Annotated in this window: 16 protein-coding genes and 1 pseudogene; 8 read left to right on the top strand and 9 right to left on the bottom strand. The window is 61.6% G+C overall.

The genetic code is table 11. The features are described from left to right. Window positions 1-136: 136 nt before the first annotated feature. The 7 genes from BDB13_RS23365 to BDB13_RS23395 are packed head-to-tail and all read left to right on the top strand — an operon-like array spanning window position 137 to window position 7395. Entirely contained in the window at window positions 137-1867 is a 1731-nt protein-coding gene (locus tag BDB13_RS23365) for a nitrite/sulfite reductase (RefSeq protein WP_094273909.1), read from the top strand. Beyond that, entirely contained in the window at window positions 1864-2577 is a 714-nt protein-coding gene (locus BDB13_RS23370) for a phosphoadenylyl-sulfate reductase (RefSeq protein ID WP_094273910.1), read from the top strand. The genes BDB13_RS23365 and BDB13_RS23370 overlap by 4 nt, the downstream gene beginning before the upstream one ends. Further along, entirely contained in the window at window positions 2574-3524 is a 951-nt protein-coding gene (gene cysD / locus BDB13_RS23375; protein WP_094275142.1) for a sulfate adenylyltransferase subunit CysD, read from the top strand. Before BDB13_RS23370 ends, cysD begins: the two co-directional genes overlap by 4 nt. Further along, the gene (locus BDB13_RS23380) at window positions 3524-4840 is read left to right on the top strand and encodes a sulfate adenylyltransferase subunit 1 (protein WP_094273911.1); all 1317 of its coding nucleotides are present in this window, start codon (window positions 3524-3526) and stop codon (window positions 4838-4840) included. The genes cysD and BDB13_RS23380 overlap by 1 nt, the downstream gene beginning before the upstream one ends. A 4-nt stretch (window positions 4841-4844) precedes the next feature. After that, window positions 4845-5600 (top strand): sirohydrochlorin chelatase, encoded by a 756-nt coding sequence (locus BDB13_RS23385; RefSeq protein ID WP_094273912.1) that lies wholly within the window; start codon window positions 4845-4847, stop codon window positions 5598-5600. Between the two features lie 43 nt (window positions 5601-5643). After that, complete coding sequence (locus BDB13_RS23390) at window positions 5644-6447, top strand: DUF998 domain-containing protein (RefSeq protein ID WP_094273913.1); 804 nt, start codon at window positions 5644-5646, stop codon at window positions 6445-6447. Between the two features lie 54 nt (window positions 6448-6501). Beyond that, window positions 6502-7395, top strand: coding sequence for a universal stress protein (locus tag BDB13_RS23395; protein WP_094273914.1), 894 nt, complete (start codon window positions 6502-6504; stop codon window positions 7393-7395). Between the two features lie 85 nt (window positions 7396-7480). On the opposite strand, the gene BDB13_RS23400 is transcribed toward BDB13_RS23395, so the two are convergent. From BDB13_RS23400 to BDB13_RS23425, 6 genes are all read right to left on the bottom strand, one after another. After that, the gene (locus BDB13_RS23400) at window positions 7481-8518 is read right to left on the bottom strand and encodes a sulfate/molybdate ABC transporter ATP-binding protein (RefSeq protein WP_094273915.1); all 1038 of its coding nucleotides are present in this window, start codon (window positions 8516-8518) and stop codon (window positions 7481-7483) included. After that, entirely contained in the window at window positions 8515-9321 is an 807-nt protein-coding gene (cysW, locus tag BDB13_RS23405; protein ID WP_094273916.1) for a sulfate ABC transporter permease subunit CysW, read from the bottom strand. The genes BDB13_RS23400 and cysW overlap by 4 nt, the downstream gene beginning before the upstream one ends. Continuing rightward, a complete protein-coding gene (cysT, locus tag BDB13_RS23410) occupies window positions 9321-10166 on the bottom strand; it encodes a sulfate ABC transporter permease subunit CysT (RefSeq protein WP_094273917.1) in 846 nt (281 codons plus the stop codon). The genes cysW and cysT overlap by 1 nt, the downstream gene beginning before the upstream one ends. 7 nt (window positions 10167-10173) lie before the next feature. After that, window positions 10174-11205 carry a sulfate ABC transporter substrate-binding protein gene (locus tag BDB13_RS23415; protein WP_094273918.1) on the bottom strand — a complete coding sequence of 344 codons (1032 nt, stop codon included), beginning with the start codon at window positions 11203-11205 and terminating at the stop codon, window positions 10174-10176. Between the two features lie 172 nt (window positions 11206-11377). Next, complete coding sequence (locus BDB13_RS33650) at window positions 11378-11467, bottom strand: Ms4533A family Cys-rich leader peptide (RefSeq protein WP_318294108.1); 90 nt, start codon at window positions 11465-11467, stop codon at window positions 11378-11380. Between the two features lie 133 nt (window positions 11468-11600). Beyond that, window positions 11601-11819 carry a hypothetical protein gene (locus tag BDB13_RS23425; protein WP_094273920.1) on the bottom strand — a complete coding sequence of 73 codons (219 nt, stop codon included), beginning with the start codon at window positions 11817-11819 and terminating at the stop codon, window positions 11601-11603. Window positions 11820-11901: 82 nt separating this feature from the next. Between BDB13_RS23425 and BDB13_RS23430 the strand changes: the two genes are divergently transcribed. Next, entirely contained in the window at window positions 11902-13860 is a 1959-nt protein-coding gene (locus BDB13_RS23430; RefSeq protein ID WP_094275143.1) for a glycoside hydrolase family 15 protein, read from the top strand. Between the two features lie 51 nt (window positions 13861-13911). Here the strand turns inward: BDB13_RS23430 and BDB13_RS23435 are convergent. From BDB13_RS23435 to BDB13_RS23445, 3 genes and pseudogenes are all read right to left on the bottom strand, one after another. Next, window positions 13912-14254, bottom strand: a pseudogene (locus BDB13_RS23435) (acyl-CoA dehydrogenase family protein); the annotation flags it as partial. A gap of 99 nt (window positions 14255-14353) precedes the next feature. Continuing rightward, window positions 14354-15508, bottom strand: a complete 1155-nt coding sequence (locus BDB13_RS23440; protein WP_094273921.1) for an acetyl-CoA C-acetyltransferase — start codon at window positions 15506-15508, stop codon at window positions 14354-14356. A gap of 94 nt (window positions 15509-15602) precedes the next feature. Next, the gene (locus tag BDB13_RS23445) at window positions 15603-17195 is read right to left on the bottom strand and encodes an AMP-binding protein (protein ID WP_094273922.1); all 1593 of its coding nucleotides are present in this window, start codon (window positions 17193-17195) and stop codon (window positions 15603-15605) included. Between the last annotated feature and the right edge of the window lie 464 nt (window positions 17196-17659).

The following is a 17659-nucleotide window of genomic DNA, read 5'->3' on the forward strand; positions in this document are numbered from 1 at the left end:
CATCTGCCGGCCCAGAGCCTTCGAGAACGAGGACAGCCCCCTCGCTCGATACGGACCGGTGCACCCCGATCGGACACCAACACGGACTTACCGCCGTGCGTACCGGTCAACACCGCCCAGATCCAGGAGATCATCGATGACGTCGACGACCGACGCCGCTACAGCTGCTGATGACGCAGCTGCCGCACCAGCACGGCCTGCCCGTTCTCCTCGCCCGACGAAGACTCGCGCTGAAGGTCAGTGGGCTCTCGGATACCGCGAGCCCCTCAACGCCAACGAGCAGGCGAAGAAGGACGACAACCCGCTGAACGTGCGGGCGCGCATCGAGAACATCTACTCCAAGCAGGGGTTCGACAGCATCGACAAGAGCGACCTGCGCGGACGCTTCCGTTGGTGGGGTCTCTACACGCAGCGCGAAGAGGGATACGACGCCACCTTCACCGGTGACGAGAACCTCGACCTCCTCGAGGCCAAGTACTTCATGATGCGAGTGCGTTGCGACGCCGGCGCTCTCAACGTCGAGCAGCTGCGCACCATAGCCGGCATCTCACAGGAGTTCGGCCGCAATACCGCCGACCTGTCCGACCGCGAGAACGTCCAGTTCCACTGGATCGAGGTCGAGAACGTACCGGAGATCTGGAAGCGTCTCGAAGCTGTGGGTCTCAAGACCACCGAAGCGTGCGGCGACTGCCCCCGCGTCGTTCTCGGTTCTCCCCTGGCCGGCGAATCCCTCACCGAGGTACTCGATCCGACTCCCGCGATCGACGAGATCGTCCGCCGCTACATCGGCGATCCCCGCTACTCCAACCTGCCCCGCAAGTTCAAGACCGCAATCTCGGGCCAGCAGGACGTAGTCCACGAGATCAACGACGTCGCGTTCATCGGTGTGAACCACCCGGAACACGGTCCCGGACTTGATCTCTGGGTCGGCGGCGGCCTGTCCACCAACCCGATGCTCGCTCAGCGCGTCGGCGCCTGGATTCCGCTCGACGAGGTCCCCGATGTCTGGGAAGGCGTTGTCTCGATCTTCCGCGACTACGGATACCGCCGTCTGCGCGCCAAGGCCAGGCTCAAGTTCCTCATCAAGGACTGGGGAATCGAGAAGTTCCGCGAGGTCCTCGAGACCGAGTACCTGAAGCGTCCTCTCATCGACGGCCCGGCACCCGAGAAGCCGACGCGGCCCATCGACCACGTCGGCATCCAGAAGACCCAGAACGGTCTCAACGCAGTCGGTTTCGCGCCGATCGCCGGCCGTGTTTCGGGAACCATCCTCGCTCAGGTTGCCGACGCAGCCGAGAAGGCCGGTAGCGACCGGATCCGCTTCACACCATTTCAGAAGCTGATCATTCTCGACGTGGCCGAAGAAACTCTCGAGCCCCTGATCGCCGACCTCGACGCCCTGGGCCTGCCGGCTCGGCCGTCGCACTGGCGCAAGAACCTGATGGCCTGCTCCGGCATCGAGTTCTGCAAGCTGTCGTTTGCCGAAACACGCAAGCGTTCACAGGTTCTCGTACCCGAACTCGAAGAGCGTTTGGCGGACATCAACGCCCAGCTCGACGTGCCGATCACGATCAACATCAACGGTTGCCCCAACTCCTGCGCCCGCTCGCAGGTCGCAGACATCGGCTTCAAGGGCCAGTTGGTCGACGACGGCGAAGGCAACCAGGTCGAAGGCTTCCAGGTTCACCTGGGCGGCAGCCTCGGCTTCGACACCACCTTCGGGCGAAAGCTACGCCAGCACAAGGTCACGAGCGTCGAGATGGGTGACTACATCGATCGCGTCGTACGGCAGTTCGTGAAGAACCGCAACGAGGGCGAACGTTTCGCCGAATGGGCAGTGCGAGCAGACGAAGGAGATTTGCGATGACTGTAGACATCACGAGGGCCACCGCCGACGAACTGCGCGCGATTGCCGAGAAGGGTGCAGCCGAACTCGACGGCGCCACCGCGCAGGAACTGTTGCAGTGGACGGAAGATACGTTCGGAAGCAACTACATTGTTGCGTCGAACATGCAGGACGGGGTGCTCGTTCACCTTGCCGCACAGGTCCATCCGGGCGTCGACGTCTTGTTCCTCGACACCGGCTACCACTTCCCCGAGACCATCGGAACGCGTGACGCGGTCGAGCAGGTGTACGGCGTCAACGTCATCAATGCCCGCGCACTCGCCAGCGTCGCCGAGCAGGACGTCGCCGAAGGCAAGGATCTGTTCGCCCGAGATCCCAACCGCTGCTGCGCACTTCGCAAGGTTGCACCACTCAAGCAGACCCTGGCGGGCTACGGTGCCTGGGTGACCGGCATCCGCCGCGTCGAAGCCCCCACTCGCGCCAACGCACCCCTGATCTCCTTCGACGAGGGCTTCGGACTCGTGAAGATCAATCCGATCGCTCCCTGGTCGGACGAAGAGATGCAGAGCTACATCGACACACATTCCATCCTCGTCAATCCTCTTGTCGACGAGGGCTATCCGTCCATCGGCTGCGCACCTTGCACCAACAAGCCAGCCCCCGGCAGCGATCCGCGTAGCGGTCGCTGGGCCGGCGCCTCCAAGACAGAATGCGGGTTGCACGCATCATGACCATTGAATTGACACCTACTGCATTGACGCCTTCACGGCCTCAGCTCGACGGGACACAGTTCGACACCCTCGACGCGCTCGAGTCCGAAGCCATCCACATCTTCCGTGAGGTGGCCGGCGAGTTCGAACGCCCGGTCATCCTGTTCTCGGGCGGCAAGGACTCCACGGTGCTGCTGCACCTGGCGATCAAGGCATTCTGGCCGGCGCCCGTGCCGTTCACGCTGCTTCACGTCGACACCGGCCACAACCTGCAGGAAGTTCTCGACTTCCGCGATCACGTCGTGGCCAAGTACAACCTGCGTCTGCAGGTTGCCAGCGTCGAGGAGTACCTCGCGGACGGTCGCCTCACCGAGCGTCCCGACGGTATCCGCAACCCGCTGCAGACTGTGCCGTTGCTGGACTCCATCGCCGAGAACCGCTTCGACGCCGTCTTCGGTGGCGCCCGACGCGACGAGGAGCGTGCTCGCGCCAAGGAGCGGATCTTCTCCTTGCGCAACTCCTTCGGCCAGTGGGATCCGAAGAAGCAGCGCCCGGAACTGTGGAACCTGTACAACGGTCGCCACTCCCCCGGCGAGCAGGTTCGCGTGTTCCCGCTCAGCAACTTCACCGAGTTGGACATCTGGCGTTACATTGCCCGCGACAACATCGAACTGGCCAGCATCTACTACGCCCACCAGCGTCCGGTGTACCAGCGCGACGGCATGTGGATGACCCCGGGCGTGTGGGGCGGACCGACCGAAGGCGAAGAGCTGCAGACCCTTTCGGTGCGTTACCGCACTGTCGGCGACGGCTCGACCACCGGCGCAGTCCTTTCGGAAGCATCTGACAACGAGGCGATTCTCGCCGAGGTTGCCGCATCACGTTTGACCGAGCGCGGCGCGACCCGTGGCGACGACCGAGTTTCCGAAGCGGCCATGGAAGACCGCAAGCGAGAGGGCTACTTCTGATGAGCGACCTACAAGCGCCGAGCAACCATTCTGCTCAGCTTCTGCGACTGGCTACGGCCGGCAGCGTCGACGACGGAAAGTCCACTCTCGTGGGCCGTCTGTTGTACGACACAAAATCCGTTCTCGCCGACCAGATCGACGCCGTCACACGCGCTTCGGTCGACCGCGGCCTGGACACCCCGGACCTCTCGTTGCTGGTGGACGGTCTGCGCGCCGAGCGTGAGCAGGGCATCACCATCGACGTGGCGTACCGCTACTTCGCGACACCGAATCGCACGTTCGTGCTGGCCGACACACCGGGACACGTGCAGTACACCCGCAACACCGTTTCAGGTGCGTCCACGGCCCAGTTGGTCATTCTGCTGGTGGATGCCCGCAAGGGTGTCATCTCCCAGACCCGCAGGCATGCAGCGGTTCTCGCGTTGCTCGGTGTACCGAAGCTGGTTCTCGCCGTCAACAAGATCGACCTCGTCGAGAACCCGGAAGAGGTCTTCGCGTCGATCTCCGCCGAGTTCAACGAGCTCACCAGCTCCTTGGGCTGGGCCAGCGAAGACGTCGTCGAGATTCCGGTGTCTGCTCTGCACGGTGACAACGTCGCAATCCGGTCGGACAAGACCCCGTACTACACCGGTCCGACGCTGATCGAGCATCTCGAGTCGATCCCCGTCGACGCCGAGCCGCATCGCGTCGGCCTGCGTTTCCCGGTGCAGTACGTGATCCGCCCCCGCACCGCGGAGTTCTTGGACTACCGCGGCTATGCAGGTCAGATTGCGGCCGGCAGCGTCGTCCCCGGCGACGAAGTAGTGATCCTGCCTTCGGGCACCCGCACCACGGTTGTCCGGATCGACACCGCCGACGGTGAACTGGACGTCGCTCACGCCGGACGCAGTGTCACGCTGATTCTGGCCGACGATGTCGACGTCTCACGCGGCGACACCATCGCTTCACCGTCCGATGCACCGGAACCGATCGGCGAGTTCGACGCCACCGTCTGCTGGTTGGCCGAGAAGCCGCTGCGTCCCGGCGCACGCTTGCTGCTCAAGCACGGCACGCGCACGACGCAGGCCATCGTGGGCAGCTTGGTGGAGCGTTTCAACGAACAGGATCTCACCACTGATCCCAGCCCGGAAACCCTCGAGCTCAACGAGATCGGCAAGATCTCGGTGCGTGTCGCCGAGCCGATCGTGGCCGACGATTACACCGTGAACCGCCACACCGGCAGCTTCCTGCTCATCGATCCGGCCGGCGGGAATACGCTCGCTGCCGGACTCGTGGGCGACGTCATCGCTGCAGTCGAACTGGGCGAGCGCGTCTAACTCGATGACGCCGTTGATCGCTGTCGCACACGGCAGCCGTGATCCCCGATCCGCTCGGGTGATCGCGGCTGCCGTCGCAGCTCTTCGCCACAGCCGACCGGATCTCGACGTCAGGCTGGCGTTTCTCGACCTCAATGCTCCGTCACTCGACCAGGTGCTGGACGGGGTTGCTTCCGACGGGTACACCCAAGCCGTCGTAGTTCCGATGTTGCTGGGCAATGCTTTCCATGCGCGAGTCGATCTGCCGGGCCTCCTCGCGGCCGCTCGGCAGCGTCACCCGCAGTTGACCGTGTTCCAAGCCGATGTTCTCGGCCGTGACGAACGCCTGATATCTGCGGTGCGTCATCGCATCCTCGATGCCGGCGCTCACCCCGACGATCCGTCCGTAGGCGTGGCTCTCGCTGCCGTCGGTTCATCCGACGCCCTCGCCAATGCAGCCACCACAAAACTCGCCGATCGCCTCGCGTCGGGAACCACGTGGTCCGGCGTTCAGATCTGTTTCGCGACGTCCACACAGCCCACCGTTGCGCAGGCAATGTCCGCGCTGCGCGAAAGTGGTGCCGAACGGATCGTCGTCGCCCCCTGGTTCCTCGCGCCCGGGCTTTTGACCGATCGACTCAGCGCGGCAGCCACAGCGGCCTACGACCGCGCCGTGTTCGCCGACACCATCGGTTCGCATCCACTCCTGGTCGAGACGATGATCGACCGGTACCAGCAGGTTGTAGAACGCTTGACCGATCGCTTGGTTCGCTCCGCCTGAGCACTTTCCACAGGCCGTTATCAGATTGTTACCGTACTGTTGGATGTGTCCAGCAGACGAGAGCTCGTGCGTCGCCTGCGACAGTATCGCGACAGGGAGCCTCACGATCACTCACAATTTTCGCCTCGGCGCAGCGGGCATCGCCTGGGTCCTCTCCATCCTCTACCTACTGGTCGAGGTCTTCACCGCCGGCGCGTGGAAAACCCCGTACAGCTTCGCTCGCGACTCCATCAGTTCGCTCGGCGTCACAACCTGCAGTGCAGATTCCTGCTCACCGCTCCACGACGTGATGAACGCTGCCTTCATGATTCTCGGCGGCCTCACCATCGTCGGAGCTGCCTTGCTGCACAAGTACATTCCGGACGGTCGCGCCAAAAAATGGATCTTGGGACTCGCTGTCGTTGTCGCGTTGAGTACCGCGGCAACCGGCATGTTCCCCGCGAACGACGGAACGTTTGTCCACTGGACTGCAGTACTACCCGGCTTCGTCGCCCGTCACGCCGTTTTGGTCCTCCTGGCTGTTTCGTTCTGGAATCACAAGCGCTGGATAGCAGTCTGGTCGGGACTCTGCGCTGCCACCGGAATCGTCGGCGCCGTACTGCTACTCGCCCGCACCCTCACCTTCGGACTGGGAGAGCGCCTGACGCTGTACCCGCTGCCGATGTGGATGGCTGTAACCGGCGGCGCCGCACTGCTGGCCTTGATGCGTCGTACCGTACTCAAGAACGTCGAATTCACCCTCTCCGGTAACGAATTGATCTCTGCAGCACGCTCATTGCTCCCACGTCGATCACTCCCGACGGTCTCCACCGACGTTCTGGCCAGACGAGTAAAGACTTCCGTGTAGCGAACCTGAGGTAAGCAGGGACACACTGGTAGGAGGCGACGCGAGGAGACTCCCATGACCAGTGCATCTGTTCGACACGGAATCGTGGCCGGCATCGACGGCTCTGCCAGCGCAGTGAATGCCGCACGGTGGGCTGCGTCGGCGGCCCGACAGTTCGACGAGCCACTGCGCCTTACACACATCATGCCCGGGCGCCCGAAGTCGCCGTCGGTAACCGTCACCGACGAAGAGATGTTCGATCATCACACCCGCGCAGACGGCGCCAAGCTACTCGACGAGGCCGAAAACGCCATTCGTGATGACCACACCGATGTCACGATCGAACGCAGCCTTGTAGCCGGTACACCGGCAACCACCCTCGTCGAACTCTCGAAATCTGCCCGTATCCTCGCGCTCGGTCAGGCCGCCACCACTGAAATGCAGTCAGTTTTCCTGGGTTCCGACGCCATCCGGATCGTGAACCGCGCGCACTGCCCGGTAGCGGTCTTCCGCGGGTCCAGCGACCATGCTGTCGCAGATAAGCGGCCCATCGTCGTCGGTGTCGACGGCAGCAAACTCAGCGAATTGGCCATCGTCCACGCCTTCGAGTTTGCCGCCTTCCTCGGGGCGCCCCTCGTCGCCGTTCACACCTGGGACGACAGTGCCTCGCTCGGCGGCTACTCGGAAGCACGACGCTTCACGGATTGGGGACCGTACGAGGAGCATGAGAACGCATTGCTCGCCGAAAGCTTGGCCGGGATGTGTGACAAGTACCCGGAAGTCGAGGTCACCCGCAGCGTTCAACGAAGTGGGCCGATGAAGGCACTTCTCGAACACTCATCCGAAGCCCAGTTGGTGGTGGTCGGCAGCCATGGACGCAGTCCGTTCCTGGCCTCGATCGTGGGCTCCACCAGCCAGAGTCTGATTCACCACGCCCAGTGCCCGGTGCTGGTCTGCCGGGAGGGCTGACCAGCCTTTTTGAGCGAACGTACCTTTCGTCGCCTTAGATCGACCGAAAGGTACGTTCGCTCAGATCTGGGGGTTCACAAAGCCGTCAAACCGCCCCGACGATGCTCACTGTCAGTGGAGTTTCCAGCGGCGCTTCGGGCAGATTGGGCACCCTCGTCGCCCGGGCATAGACCGTCTCCCCTGCTTCGAGGTGCAGGGCTGCGCTGTCTCCGCGGGTGACCTGCGCCGAGAACAACTCCCCCGTCGCCTCATTGCGCAGATCGACGCGAACCTCGAAGCCCAGGTATACGACGCGCTCGACGGTCGCGCGGGTGACACCGAGAGATTCGGCGGTTCCGGATTCCTGTGCCAAGGCCATGCTGGGGTCGCGGCCGAGGCGGATGTCGTGCGGTCGCACCAACTGCCCGTTGAGTTTCGCGACAGATCCGAGGAATGACATCACAAAATCGTTGGCCGGACGGTCGTAAAGGTCGGCAGGTTCGCCGATCTGCTCGATCCGCCCCTTGTTGAGTACCGCGATGCGGTCCGCGACGTCGAGTGCTTCTTCCTGATCGTGGGTGACGAGAACTGTCGTGACATGCACTTCATCGTGCAAACGACGCAGCCAGGTACGAAGGTCTGCACGAACTTTCGCGTCGAGAGCACCGAAGGGCTCGTCGAGCAAGAGCACCTGCGGATCGACGGCCAATGCCCGGGCCAAGGCCATGCGTTGACGCTGACCGCCGGAAAGCTGTGCGGGGTAACGGTGCTGGAATCCGTCGAGGCCGACGATCTCGAGGAGTTCGTTGACCTTCTTCTCGATTTCGGGCTTGGGACGCTTACGGATCTTGAGACCGAATGCCACGTTGTCCCGGACGGTCATGTGTTTGAACGCCGCGTAGTGCTGGAAGACGAAGCCGATGTCACGCTTCTGCGGCGAGACGCCGGTGACGTCCTTGCCGGCGATGGTGATGGTTCCGGAATCGAGTTCTTCGAGCCCGGCGATCGAGCGCAGGAGCGTCGACTTTCCCGAGCCACTGGGCCCGAGCAGAGCCGTCAGCGAACCTGACGGAATGTTGATGGAAACGTCGTTGAGCGCCGCAAAATCACCGTAGTTCTTGCGGGCGCCGGTCACAGTGATCATGTGGTGCTCCTCTTGCGGTCCAGAAGCGTCATCAGCAACAGGACGATGATGGCGATGCCCATCAGCAATGTGGCTGCCGAGTACGCACCAAAGGTGTTGTGGTCGTCGATGTACCGCGAATGCACGAGCAACGTCAATGTCTGGGATACCCCGGGGAAACCTGAGGACACCATGATGACGGCACCGAATTCGCCGAGCGAACGTGCAACGGTAAGCACGATTCCGTAGGTCAGGCCCCAACGGATGGCGGGCAACGTGATTCGCCAGAAGGTCTGCCAGCCCGAGGCACCGAGTGTCGCGGCGGCTTGTTCCTGTTCGTCGCCGATCTCGTGAAGGACGGGTTCGACCTCACGAACCACGAACGGCAACGTCACGAAGATCGTGGCGATCACCATTCCTGGTAGCCCGAAAATGATCTTGAAGCCCAATGATTCGATACCGCCGAACCAGCCGTTGGCGCCCCACAACAGGATCAGCGAAACACCAACCACCACTGGAGATACCGCGAACGGCAGGTCCACTACCGACTGAAGCACACCGCGCCCGGGAAAACGCCCCCGCACCAAGGCAAGTGCGGTGACGATGCCGAATACGACGTTGATCGGTACGACGATCGCGACGATGATCAGCGACAAGTTCAGTGCCGAAATGGCGGCCGGCGTCGTGATCGAATCGATGAACGCACCGATCCCATGCTCGAACGTGCGCGTCAAGATCACGCCGATCGGAACAACCACCAACACAAAGAGATAGACGAGAGCGACGGTACGCAGACCGAGTTTGGAACTCCGGGAAATATTCATCAGGACTTCTCCTCCCGGCGCTGGCCCCGGCTGGCATAGATCCGTAGGACGAACAGAACAAAAAACGCGATCGCGAGCAGCGCCACCGACACCGCTGCGGCATCGGTGGGCCGGTCGATTTCGATATCCTGCTGGATGAGCTGCGACGCCATCTGCGTGACGCGCGGGATGTTGCCGCCGATCAGCACAACCGAGCCATATTCGCCAATGGCACGGGCAAATGCGAGACCGGCTCCGCCGATGACCGCGGGAGCCAGTGTCGGCAGGACGACCGAACGAAAGATCGTCCAATTGGACGCACCCAGAGAAGCTGCCGCCTCTTCGACTTCACGGTCGACTTCGATCAGCACCGGCTGCACCGACCTCACGACGAACGGCAAAGTCACGAAGGCGAGTGCGACGACCAATCCGGGCTGGGTCGCATTGAGATGGACGTCGATCGGCGACTGCGGTCCGTACAGGGACAGCAACACGATCGACGCGACGATGGTCGGCAACGCAAACGGCAAGTCGATGAGCGCGTTCACGATTCGCTTGCCCGGGAACTCGTCCCGCACCAGAACCCACGCGATGATCGTGCCCATCACGACGTTGATCAACGCCACGATGATCGAGACGAACAACGTCACGCGCAACGACGCCAGCGCCACCGGTGCTGTGACGGCGTCCCAGAATCCGGCGATACCGTCGTCGAAAGCGGTGGCTGTCAAGGCAGCCAACGGAAGTAGAACGATCACGGAAAGCCACAGCGTGGCCACACCGATTCCGAGGGGTCCCACACTCCCCGTGACCCGCGCGAGTTTGCGTCGGCGAACCACGGGGGCGTGTTCGATAGTGTCAGTCACAGCAGCCTTACTTGGTTGCGTTGTCGTAGATCACGGCGATGGAACCGGTGTCCTTGGTGAACAAGGAACTGTCGACCGCCTTCCATCCACCGAGGTCTGCGATCGTCCACAGCTTCGCGGGCTGCGGGAACTTGTCGGCAAATTCTGCGGCCACTCCGGGATCGACGGGACGGAAACCTGCTTCGGCCCAAAGCTTTTGGCCTTCAGTGGTGTACAGGTAGTCCTTGAAAGCAGTTGCCTTGTCCAGAACCTTGCTGTTCGAAATCACGGCAACCGGATTCTCGATCTTGAATGTGGTCGGTGGCGTGACATGCTCGACAGGGTCACCGTTTCCTTCGAGAAAGAGTGCCTCGTTTTCATAGCTGAGCAGCACGTCGCCGCTGCCTTGAAGGAAAGCTTCCGATGCTTCCCGTCCCGACTTCGGCTGAATCTTGATGTGGTCGTTGACAAGCGCGGTGACGTAGTCGAGTCCGGCTTGCGCATTCTTTCCGCCGTCACTCTTTGCGGCGTAGGGCGCCAACAGGTTCCACTTGGCCGAGCCCGAACTGAACGGGTTCGGTGTAACAACTTCGAGCCCCGGTTGCAGGAGGTCGTCCCAGTCCTTGATGCCCTTCGGGTTTCCGGGGCGCGTCACGATGGTCACGACCGATCCGAACGGAATTCCGTTGTAGGCGTCCTGATTCCAGTTCTTGTCCACCAGGCCGGCATCGACGAGGCGGGTGATGTCAGGTTCGACGGAGAAGTTGACGAAGTCTGCTTCGGCGCCGTCCTTGACCTTGCGTGACTGGTCTCCGGAAGCTCCGTACGAGGGGTTGAAATTGACGTTCTTGCCCTCTTCCGTCTGCTTGAATGCTTCGGTGAGCTTGTCGAATCCGGGCTTCGGGACTGCGTAGGCGAACAGGTTGATGGTGCCTCCGCTACCGTCACCGGCAGCACTGTCACCGCCAACGACGTCACTCGAGCCACCACTGCACGCTGTGAGTACCACGGCCCCCAGTGTCGCGATAGCTGTGGCAAGGATGCGGGAACGGCGTTTCATTGCAAAAACCTTCCTGAAAGGGATTATCGCAGCGATAAACGTCCACGGGATCGAACCCAGGTGGACGGAAAGAGAATCCGACAGAGAGAACTCTTATCGGTAATGCACGACTACGTGCAGAAAAGTTCGAGCGGGGTGCACGGCACCGCCGACGGAGTCGAACCGAAGGAAATCAACAACAGGCGACGTCAGCGACGTCGAGCATGCCGACAGCGATCAACGCCAACTCATGGCGGATCTGAGGTGCTGCTGCTTCGGACACGTCGTGGACTCTAGCAGAGCGCGCGCGGCGTCTCTACTTGTCTTGTATCGACAAAACTATCGGGTGAAAAGCCACGCCACGATGCAGAGAAGGATCAGGGCGATCAGGGCAAGAGTGACCCGTGAGCGGGGCATCAGTTTTCCTCAACTTCTCTAAGGGTTTCTCGGGGAGTTCGTCGCAACCATCCGAAGACCGGCCAGGACAACACCGCTGACAATCCACGATCGAGACCGACAGCAATCAACCAACACAGTGGAACGATGACGGCAAGGACCAACACGACCTGCGGGATGAACGGAAGACCCGCAATCCACAGCTCGAAGCCGTCCCACCAACCCGCAATCCGATCCACGCCATCACCCTATCCTCCGGTCGCGCCCACACCGAATACGCAAAGAGTGGACGCGTCCGCGATATGGCCGGATGATGTGAAAATGAGTGTTGACGACGAAGTTCTGGAGACCGTGCCTTCCGTCACGTCCAGCCATCACCGAAGTACCTTCCCGCCGATCGACGACTACGCATTTCTTTCCGACTGCGAGACGTCCTGTTTGATCGCCCGGAACGGTTCGGTGGAGTGGATGTGTTTGCCACGCCCCGACGCCCCCAGTGTCTTCGGAGCCATTCTCGATCGCAGTGCAGGGCATTTCCGAATCGGGCCCTACGGCCAGAACGTTCCGGCTGCGCGACGCTATCTCCCCGGCGGCCTCATCCTCGAAACCACCTGGCAAACAGAAACCGGCTGGCTCATAGTGCGTGACGCGCTGGTGCTCGGTCCGTGGCACAACGTCACCGAGCGTTCCAGTACCCGTCGCCGCACACCCACCGACTGGGATGCGGAGCACATCCTGCTGCGCACTGTGAAGTGCGTCAGCGGCACCGTGGAGTTGGAGATGAGCTGCGAACCGGCGTTCGACTATCACCGCTCCCCGGCGCATTGGGAGTACACCGGCAAGGTCTACGAAGAAGCCACCGCGACGTGTAACTCGACCAAGCCCGGCGATCACCCGACGCTGAAGATCACCACCGATTTGAGGCTGGGCATCGAGGGCCGCGAGGCGCGTGCGCGCACCCGCCTCGTCGAAGGCGACAACCGCTACGTGGCACTCACCTGGTCCGAGCTACCCGCCCCCCAAACTTTCGACGAAGCCACCGACAAGATGTGGCAGACAGCGAAGTCCTGGCGCGAATGGGTCACCATCGGCAAGTTCCCCGACCATCCGTGGCGGGCCTATCTTCAACGCAGTGCACTCACCCTCAAAGGCCTCACCTACGCACCCACCGGCGCACTGCTTGCCGCAGCCACGACGTCACTCCCGGAAACACCAGGTGGAGAACGTAACTGGGATTACCGCTACGCCTGGGTGCGCGATTCCACATTCGCACTCTGGGGGCTCTACACCCTCGGACTGGATCGCGAAGCCAACGACTTCTTCAACTTCATCTACGACGTGTCCAGTTCCGACAACGGCCAACCACATCCACTCCAGGTGATGTACGGCATCGGCGGCGAACGGACCCTCGAGGAATCCGAACTCAGCCACCTTTCCGGCTACGACGGCGCCCGTCCCGTCCGAATCGGCAACGGCGCCTTCAACCAACAGCAGCACGACATCTGGGGCACCATGCTCGACTCGGTGTACCTACACATCCGTACTCGCGAGCGTGTCCCCGAAGCCCTGTGGCCGCTCCTCAAGAAGCAGGTCGAAGAGGCCATCAAACATTGGCGTCAACCCGATCGCGGCATTTGGGAAGTGCGCGGCGAACCGCAACACTTCACCTCGTCCAAGATCATGTGCTGGGTCGCTCTCGACCGCGGTGCCAAGCTCGCAGAGATGCAGGGTGAGAAGAGCTTTGCTCAGCAGTGGACAAAAATTGCCGACGAGATCAAGTCCGACGTTCTCGCACACGGCGTCGACTCCCGCGGCGTGCTCACTCAGCGGTACGGTCACGATTCACTCGACGCATCATTGCTCTTGGCGCCGCTCCTGCGGTTCCTTCCGGCCGACGACCCACGCATTCGTGCGACGGTCCTGGCCATCGCCGACGAACTCACCGAAGGCGGCTTGGTGCTTCGCTATCGCGTCGAGACCACCGACGACGGATTGAGCGGGGAAGAAGGAACATTCACCATCTGTTCGTTCTGGCTGGTGTCCGCCCTGGTCGAGATCGGCGAATTGGCTCGCGCTAAACACTTGTGCGAGCGGCTACTCGGATATGCCAGCCCGCTCAAGCTCTACGCCGAGGAAATCGACGCACACACCGGTCGACACCTCGGAAACTTCCCGCAAGCGTTCACACACCTGGCATTGATTAACGCAGTCGTGCACGTGATCCGCGCGGAGGAAGCTGCCGAAGCCGGCGCATTCCAGCCGGCGCACAGCGCGACCTGATCCTGCTGTGCGCCTTTATTAACCGCGGGCGGTTAATAAAGGCGCACAGCATCAGCGGGCCAATTCCCGCCCGATGATTTCCTTCATCACTTCGGTGGTGCCGCCGTAGATCGTCTGGATTCGTGTGTCCAGGTATGCCCTCGCCACCGGATAATCCATCATGTAGCCGTATCCGCCATGCAACTGAATGCAGCGATCCAGAATGTTCTTCTGCAGCTCGCTCATGAACCACTTGCCTTTTGCGGCGTTCGGTAGCGGTGAGCTCACCAAGGTTGAATGCCAGAGCCGACTGGTCGATGAACGCGTTCGCCACATCGAGTTGGGTGGACATCTCGGCCAGCTCGAAACGAACATGCTGCAGATCTGTCAAAGGCTTGCCGTAGGCCTGACGCTGACTCGAGGAATGCGCGAACCGTGGCACCGTAACTTTGCTGGTCCTCGGTGAAAGACATGACCCGTTGCATAGTTACTCCGTTCGATCCGGCCCCGGCCCTCAGCCCAGTCGCTCGAGAATGGTGACGTTTGCCTGGCCGCCGCCCTCACAAATCGTCTGCAGGCCGTAACGTCCACCGCTGCGCTCCAATTCATGCAGAAGCGTAGTCATCAAACGGGCCCCGGTAGCTCCGAGTGGGTGCCCGAGAGCGATAGCGCCACCGTTGACATTGACCTTCGCCGGATCAGCGTCGAGCTCCCTCTGCCACGCCATGACGACGGGAGCAAACGCTTCGTTGATCTCCGTGACGTCGATGTCGTTCATCGTCATTCCGATCTTCTTCAACGCGACCTGCGTTGCGGGAATCGGCGCGCTGAGCATCATCACGGGATCGGCACCTCGAACCGACAAATGGTGGATACGGGCCCTCGGGGTGAAACCGTAGCGCTTGACTGCCGCCTCGGAAGCGATCAGCAATCCAGCCGAGCCATCCGAAATCTGGCTGGCGACACCCGCGGTCAGAACTCCGCCTGGCGCAAGAGTTTTCAGCTTGGATAGCTTCTCGGCGGACGTGTCGCGTCGGGGTCCCTCGTCGGTCTCGACGCCGGCAAAGGAAACAATTTCACGTGCGAATCGACCAGTGTCAATGGCCGCTACCGCGCGCCGATGGCTGGTGAGCGCAAACTCCTCGCACTCCTCTCGCGACAGATTCCAGTTCTTCGCGATCATCTCGGCGCCACGGAACTGCGAGATCTCCTGGTTGCCGTAGCGTGCCTGCCAACCGCGACTACCGGACCACGGGTCCGTTGAGCCGTAAGGTTCACCCGCGGGGAACGCGGACAGAAGGGGGAACGTGCTCATGTTCTGGACACCACCGGCGATGACAAGATCCTGAGTACCGCTCATCACTCCCTGTGCCGCGAAGTGAACAGCCTGCTGCGACGAGCCACATTGACGATCGATCGTGACTCCGGGAACGGATTCCGGCAATCCGGCTGCGAGAGCTGCTGTTCGCGCAATGTCGCCGGCCTGAGCGCCGATGTTGTCCAGGCAGCCCAGCACGACGTCGTCGATGTCGGCCGGGTCGAAGTCGTGACGACCGACCAGCGTTGCGATTACATGGGCAGCCATGTCGGCCGGGTGCTCCCCCGCAAATCCGCCGCCTCGGCGACCGATAGGTAGTCGCAGAGCATCAACGATGTAGGCCTCGGGCATTATTCCTCCTGGATGTGCCCCAATCAGGAATTCGTCCTGGTGGGTTGAATGAATGAAGAGTTCCCGCGAAGGGCGAACAGGTACGTGCGGCCGATTAGCTTCGGGGCGAGAGACCTTCTGCGAACCTAATTCTGAGGGCGTTCTTGTCAACCTTGCCGGAAGCGTTGCGCGGCAAGATATCCACGATCTCCAATGCGCGAGGAAGCTTGTAGCCGGCCAGATCAGCTGCTGCCGCAGATCGAAGTTCGTCGATGGTGAATTCTGAACCGTTCTCCGACAGGACGACGACAGCTACCGGCGTTTCGCCCCAGTGCTCGTGAACTCGACCTATCACCGTGACATCAGCGATGGCGGGATGATTGGCCAGAACGTTCTCGACCTCAGCGCAGTAGATATTCTCGCCACCCGAGATGATCATGTCCTTGAGCCTGTCGATCACATAGATGAATCCTTCGTCGTCTACGCGTACAAGGTCGCCTGAATGGAACCAACCACCGTCGAACGCCTGAGCAGTGGCCGACGGGTTGTTCCAGTATTCGAGCATCATTCCGGGGCCACGGTAGACGATCTCACCCACCTCGCCCGGTGACACGTCATTCATTTCCGCATCGACGACACGAGCCCACACAGTCGAAGCCGGTTTGCCCACCGAGCCCAGTTTGCGGCGCGCGTCCTTGCCGTCCAACACGCAGGTCACCGCTGCCATCTCGGTCTGGCCGAAGAGTGCGAGGCTCGTTGCTCCCGGCAGGACCTCCCCCATCCTGCGAAGCAGCGCATCGGTGGCCGGTGCCCCTCCCCAACCGCCCACCCGCAAGCTCGCCAGATCACGCGGATTCTGCACTTGCTCCTCGCAGATAGCCTGCCATTGAGTCGGAACCAGGAATGTCGACGTCACTCCATCGCGTTCGATGAGGTCGAGCACCTTCGCCGCATCGAACGCTCCGGTCGGAAGAACGACAATTGTCGCACCAACCATGATTGCCGGAGCCACCGTTGCAATGGCTGCGATGTGAAAGAGCGGCGACGCACAGAGGTTCACCTCCTCGCCCATCTCGAATCCGAACACCGACATGACGATCACGGACTGCGCGCCGAAGCTGCGATGAGTCAGCACTGCGCCCTTAGGCCTCCCTGTAGTGCCCGACGTGTACATGATCAACGCGGGATCGTTCTCGCTGATATCGACTACCGGCGCCGCCTGACCCTTCTCGGAATTCATAACGGCGTAGGTCAGATCAGTGTCGGCGACGAGAGAACCCGACTCGGCCACGAGAACTACCTGCACGTCATGGTCCGAAGCCGATGCAGCAGCACGACCAAGCGCTGCATTGCTCTCGTCTACGAACAGCATGACAGCGCCGCTATCGTCGAGGATGTACGTCGCCTCGGGTTCCGTCAATCGCGTATTCAGTGGCACCGCGATGGCACCCAATCGGTTTGCCGCAATCAAGATTTCGATGAGCTCGGGCCTGTTGCCCATCACGAGCGCGACGCGATCTCCGGCGCCGATTCCTCGTCTCGCCATCGCGTCGGAGAGAGCAACAACATGCTCCTGGAGCTCAGCCCAGCTGGTTACTCGCTCACCGAACTTCAACGCAGCTCGGTCGCCGCGATGGAGCGCATGGCGGGCTGTGTAATTGACCCAGTGCTGCCCGCGCGCCCGCTTCAGCTCATCGTGCTTGTCCATACGCTTCTCCTTTGGATGATTGCCTGTCGAAAGCACTGCCGCATTGTGTACGCGAAACGCGTTTTCCCGCAACGAATATCCGAGCGGTAGCCACGTGGAACTGAACGGGAACTACCCAATACCGGTGAGAACATAGCTCGCGAAGCGCGCCGCCGTCGAGCTTTTGCGAAAACGTCCCAAAAATCTGCAATTTTCGGAACGGCTGGGATGGAACTCTCTACTTGGACAGACATATTCATGCACACAGGGCGATCGAGCGCAACCTCTCTCCGACGTCGAGAGGGCTGAAAAGAAACTCCATTACGGCAACCCCTAGACGCAACCGATTCCAGTAGCTATGATTTCCACCAAACGTACGGTAGAAAAAATGAATTAGGACCCACACCCCAGGTCAGGCCCAGATTCGCCGGACACCCGAGAGGATGTGAACTGTGAACGAGAACGACCCACGCCCCCGTGTCGTG

Origin of the sequence: Rhodococcus sp. OK302, from assembly GCF_002245895.1 — a bacterium.
Lineage (GTDB): Bacteria > Actinomycetota > Actinomycetes > Mycobacteriales > Mycobacteriaceae > Rhodococcus_F.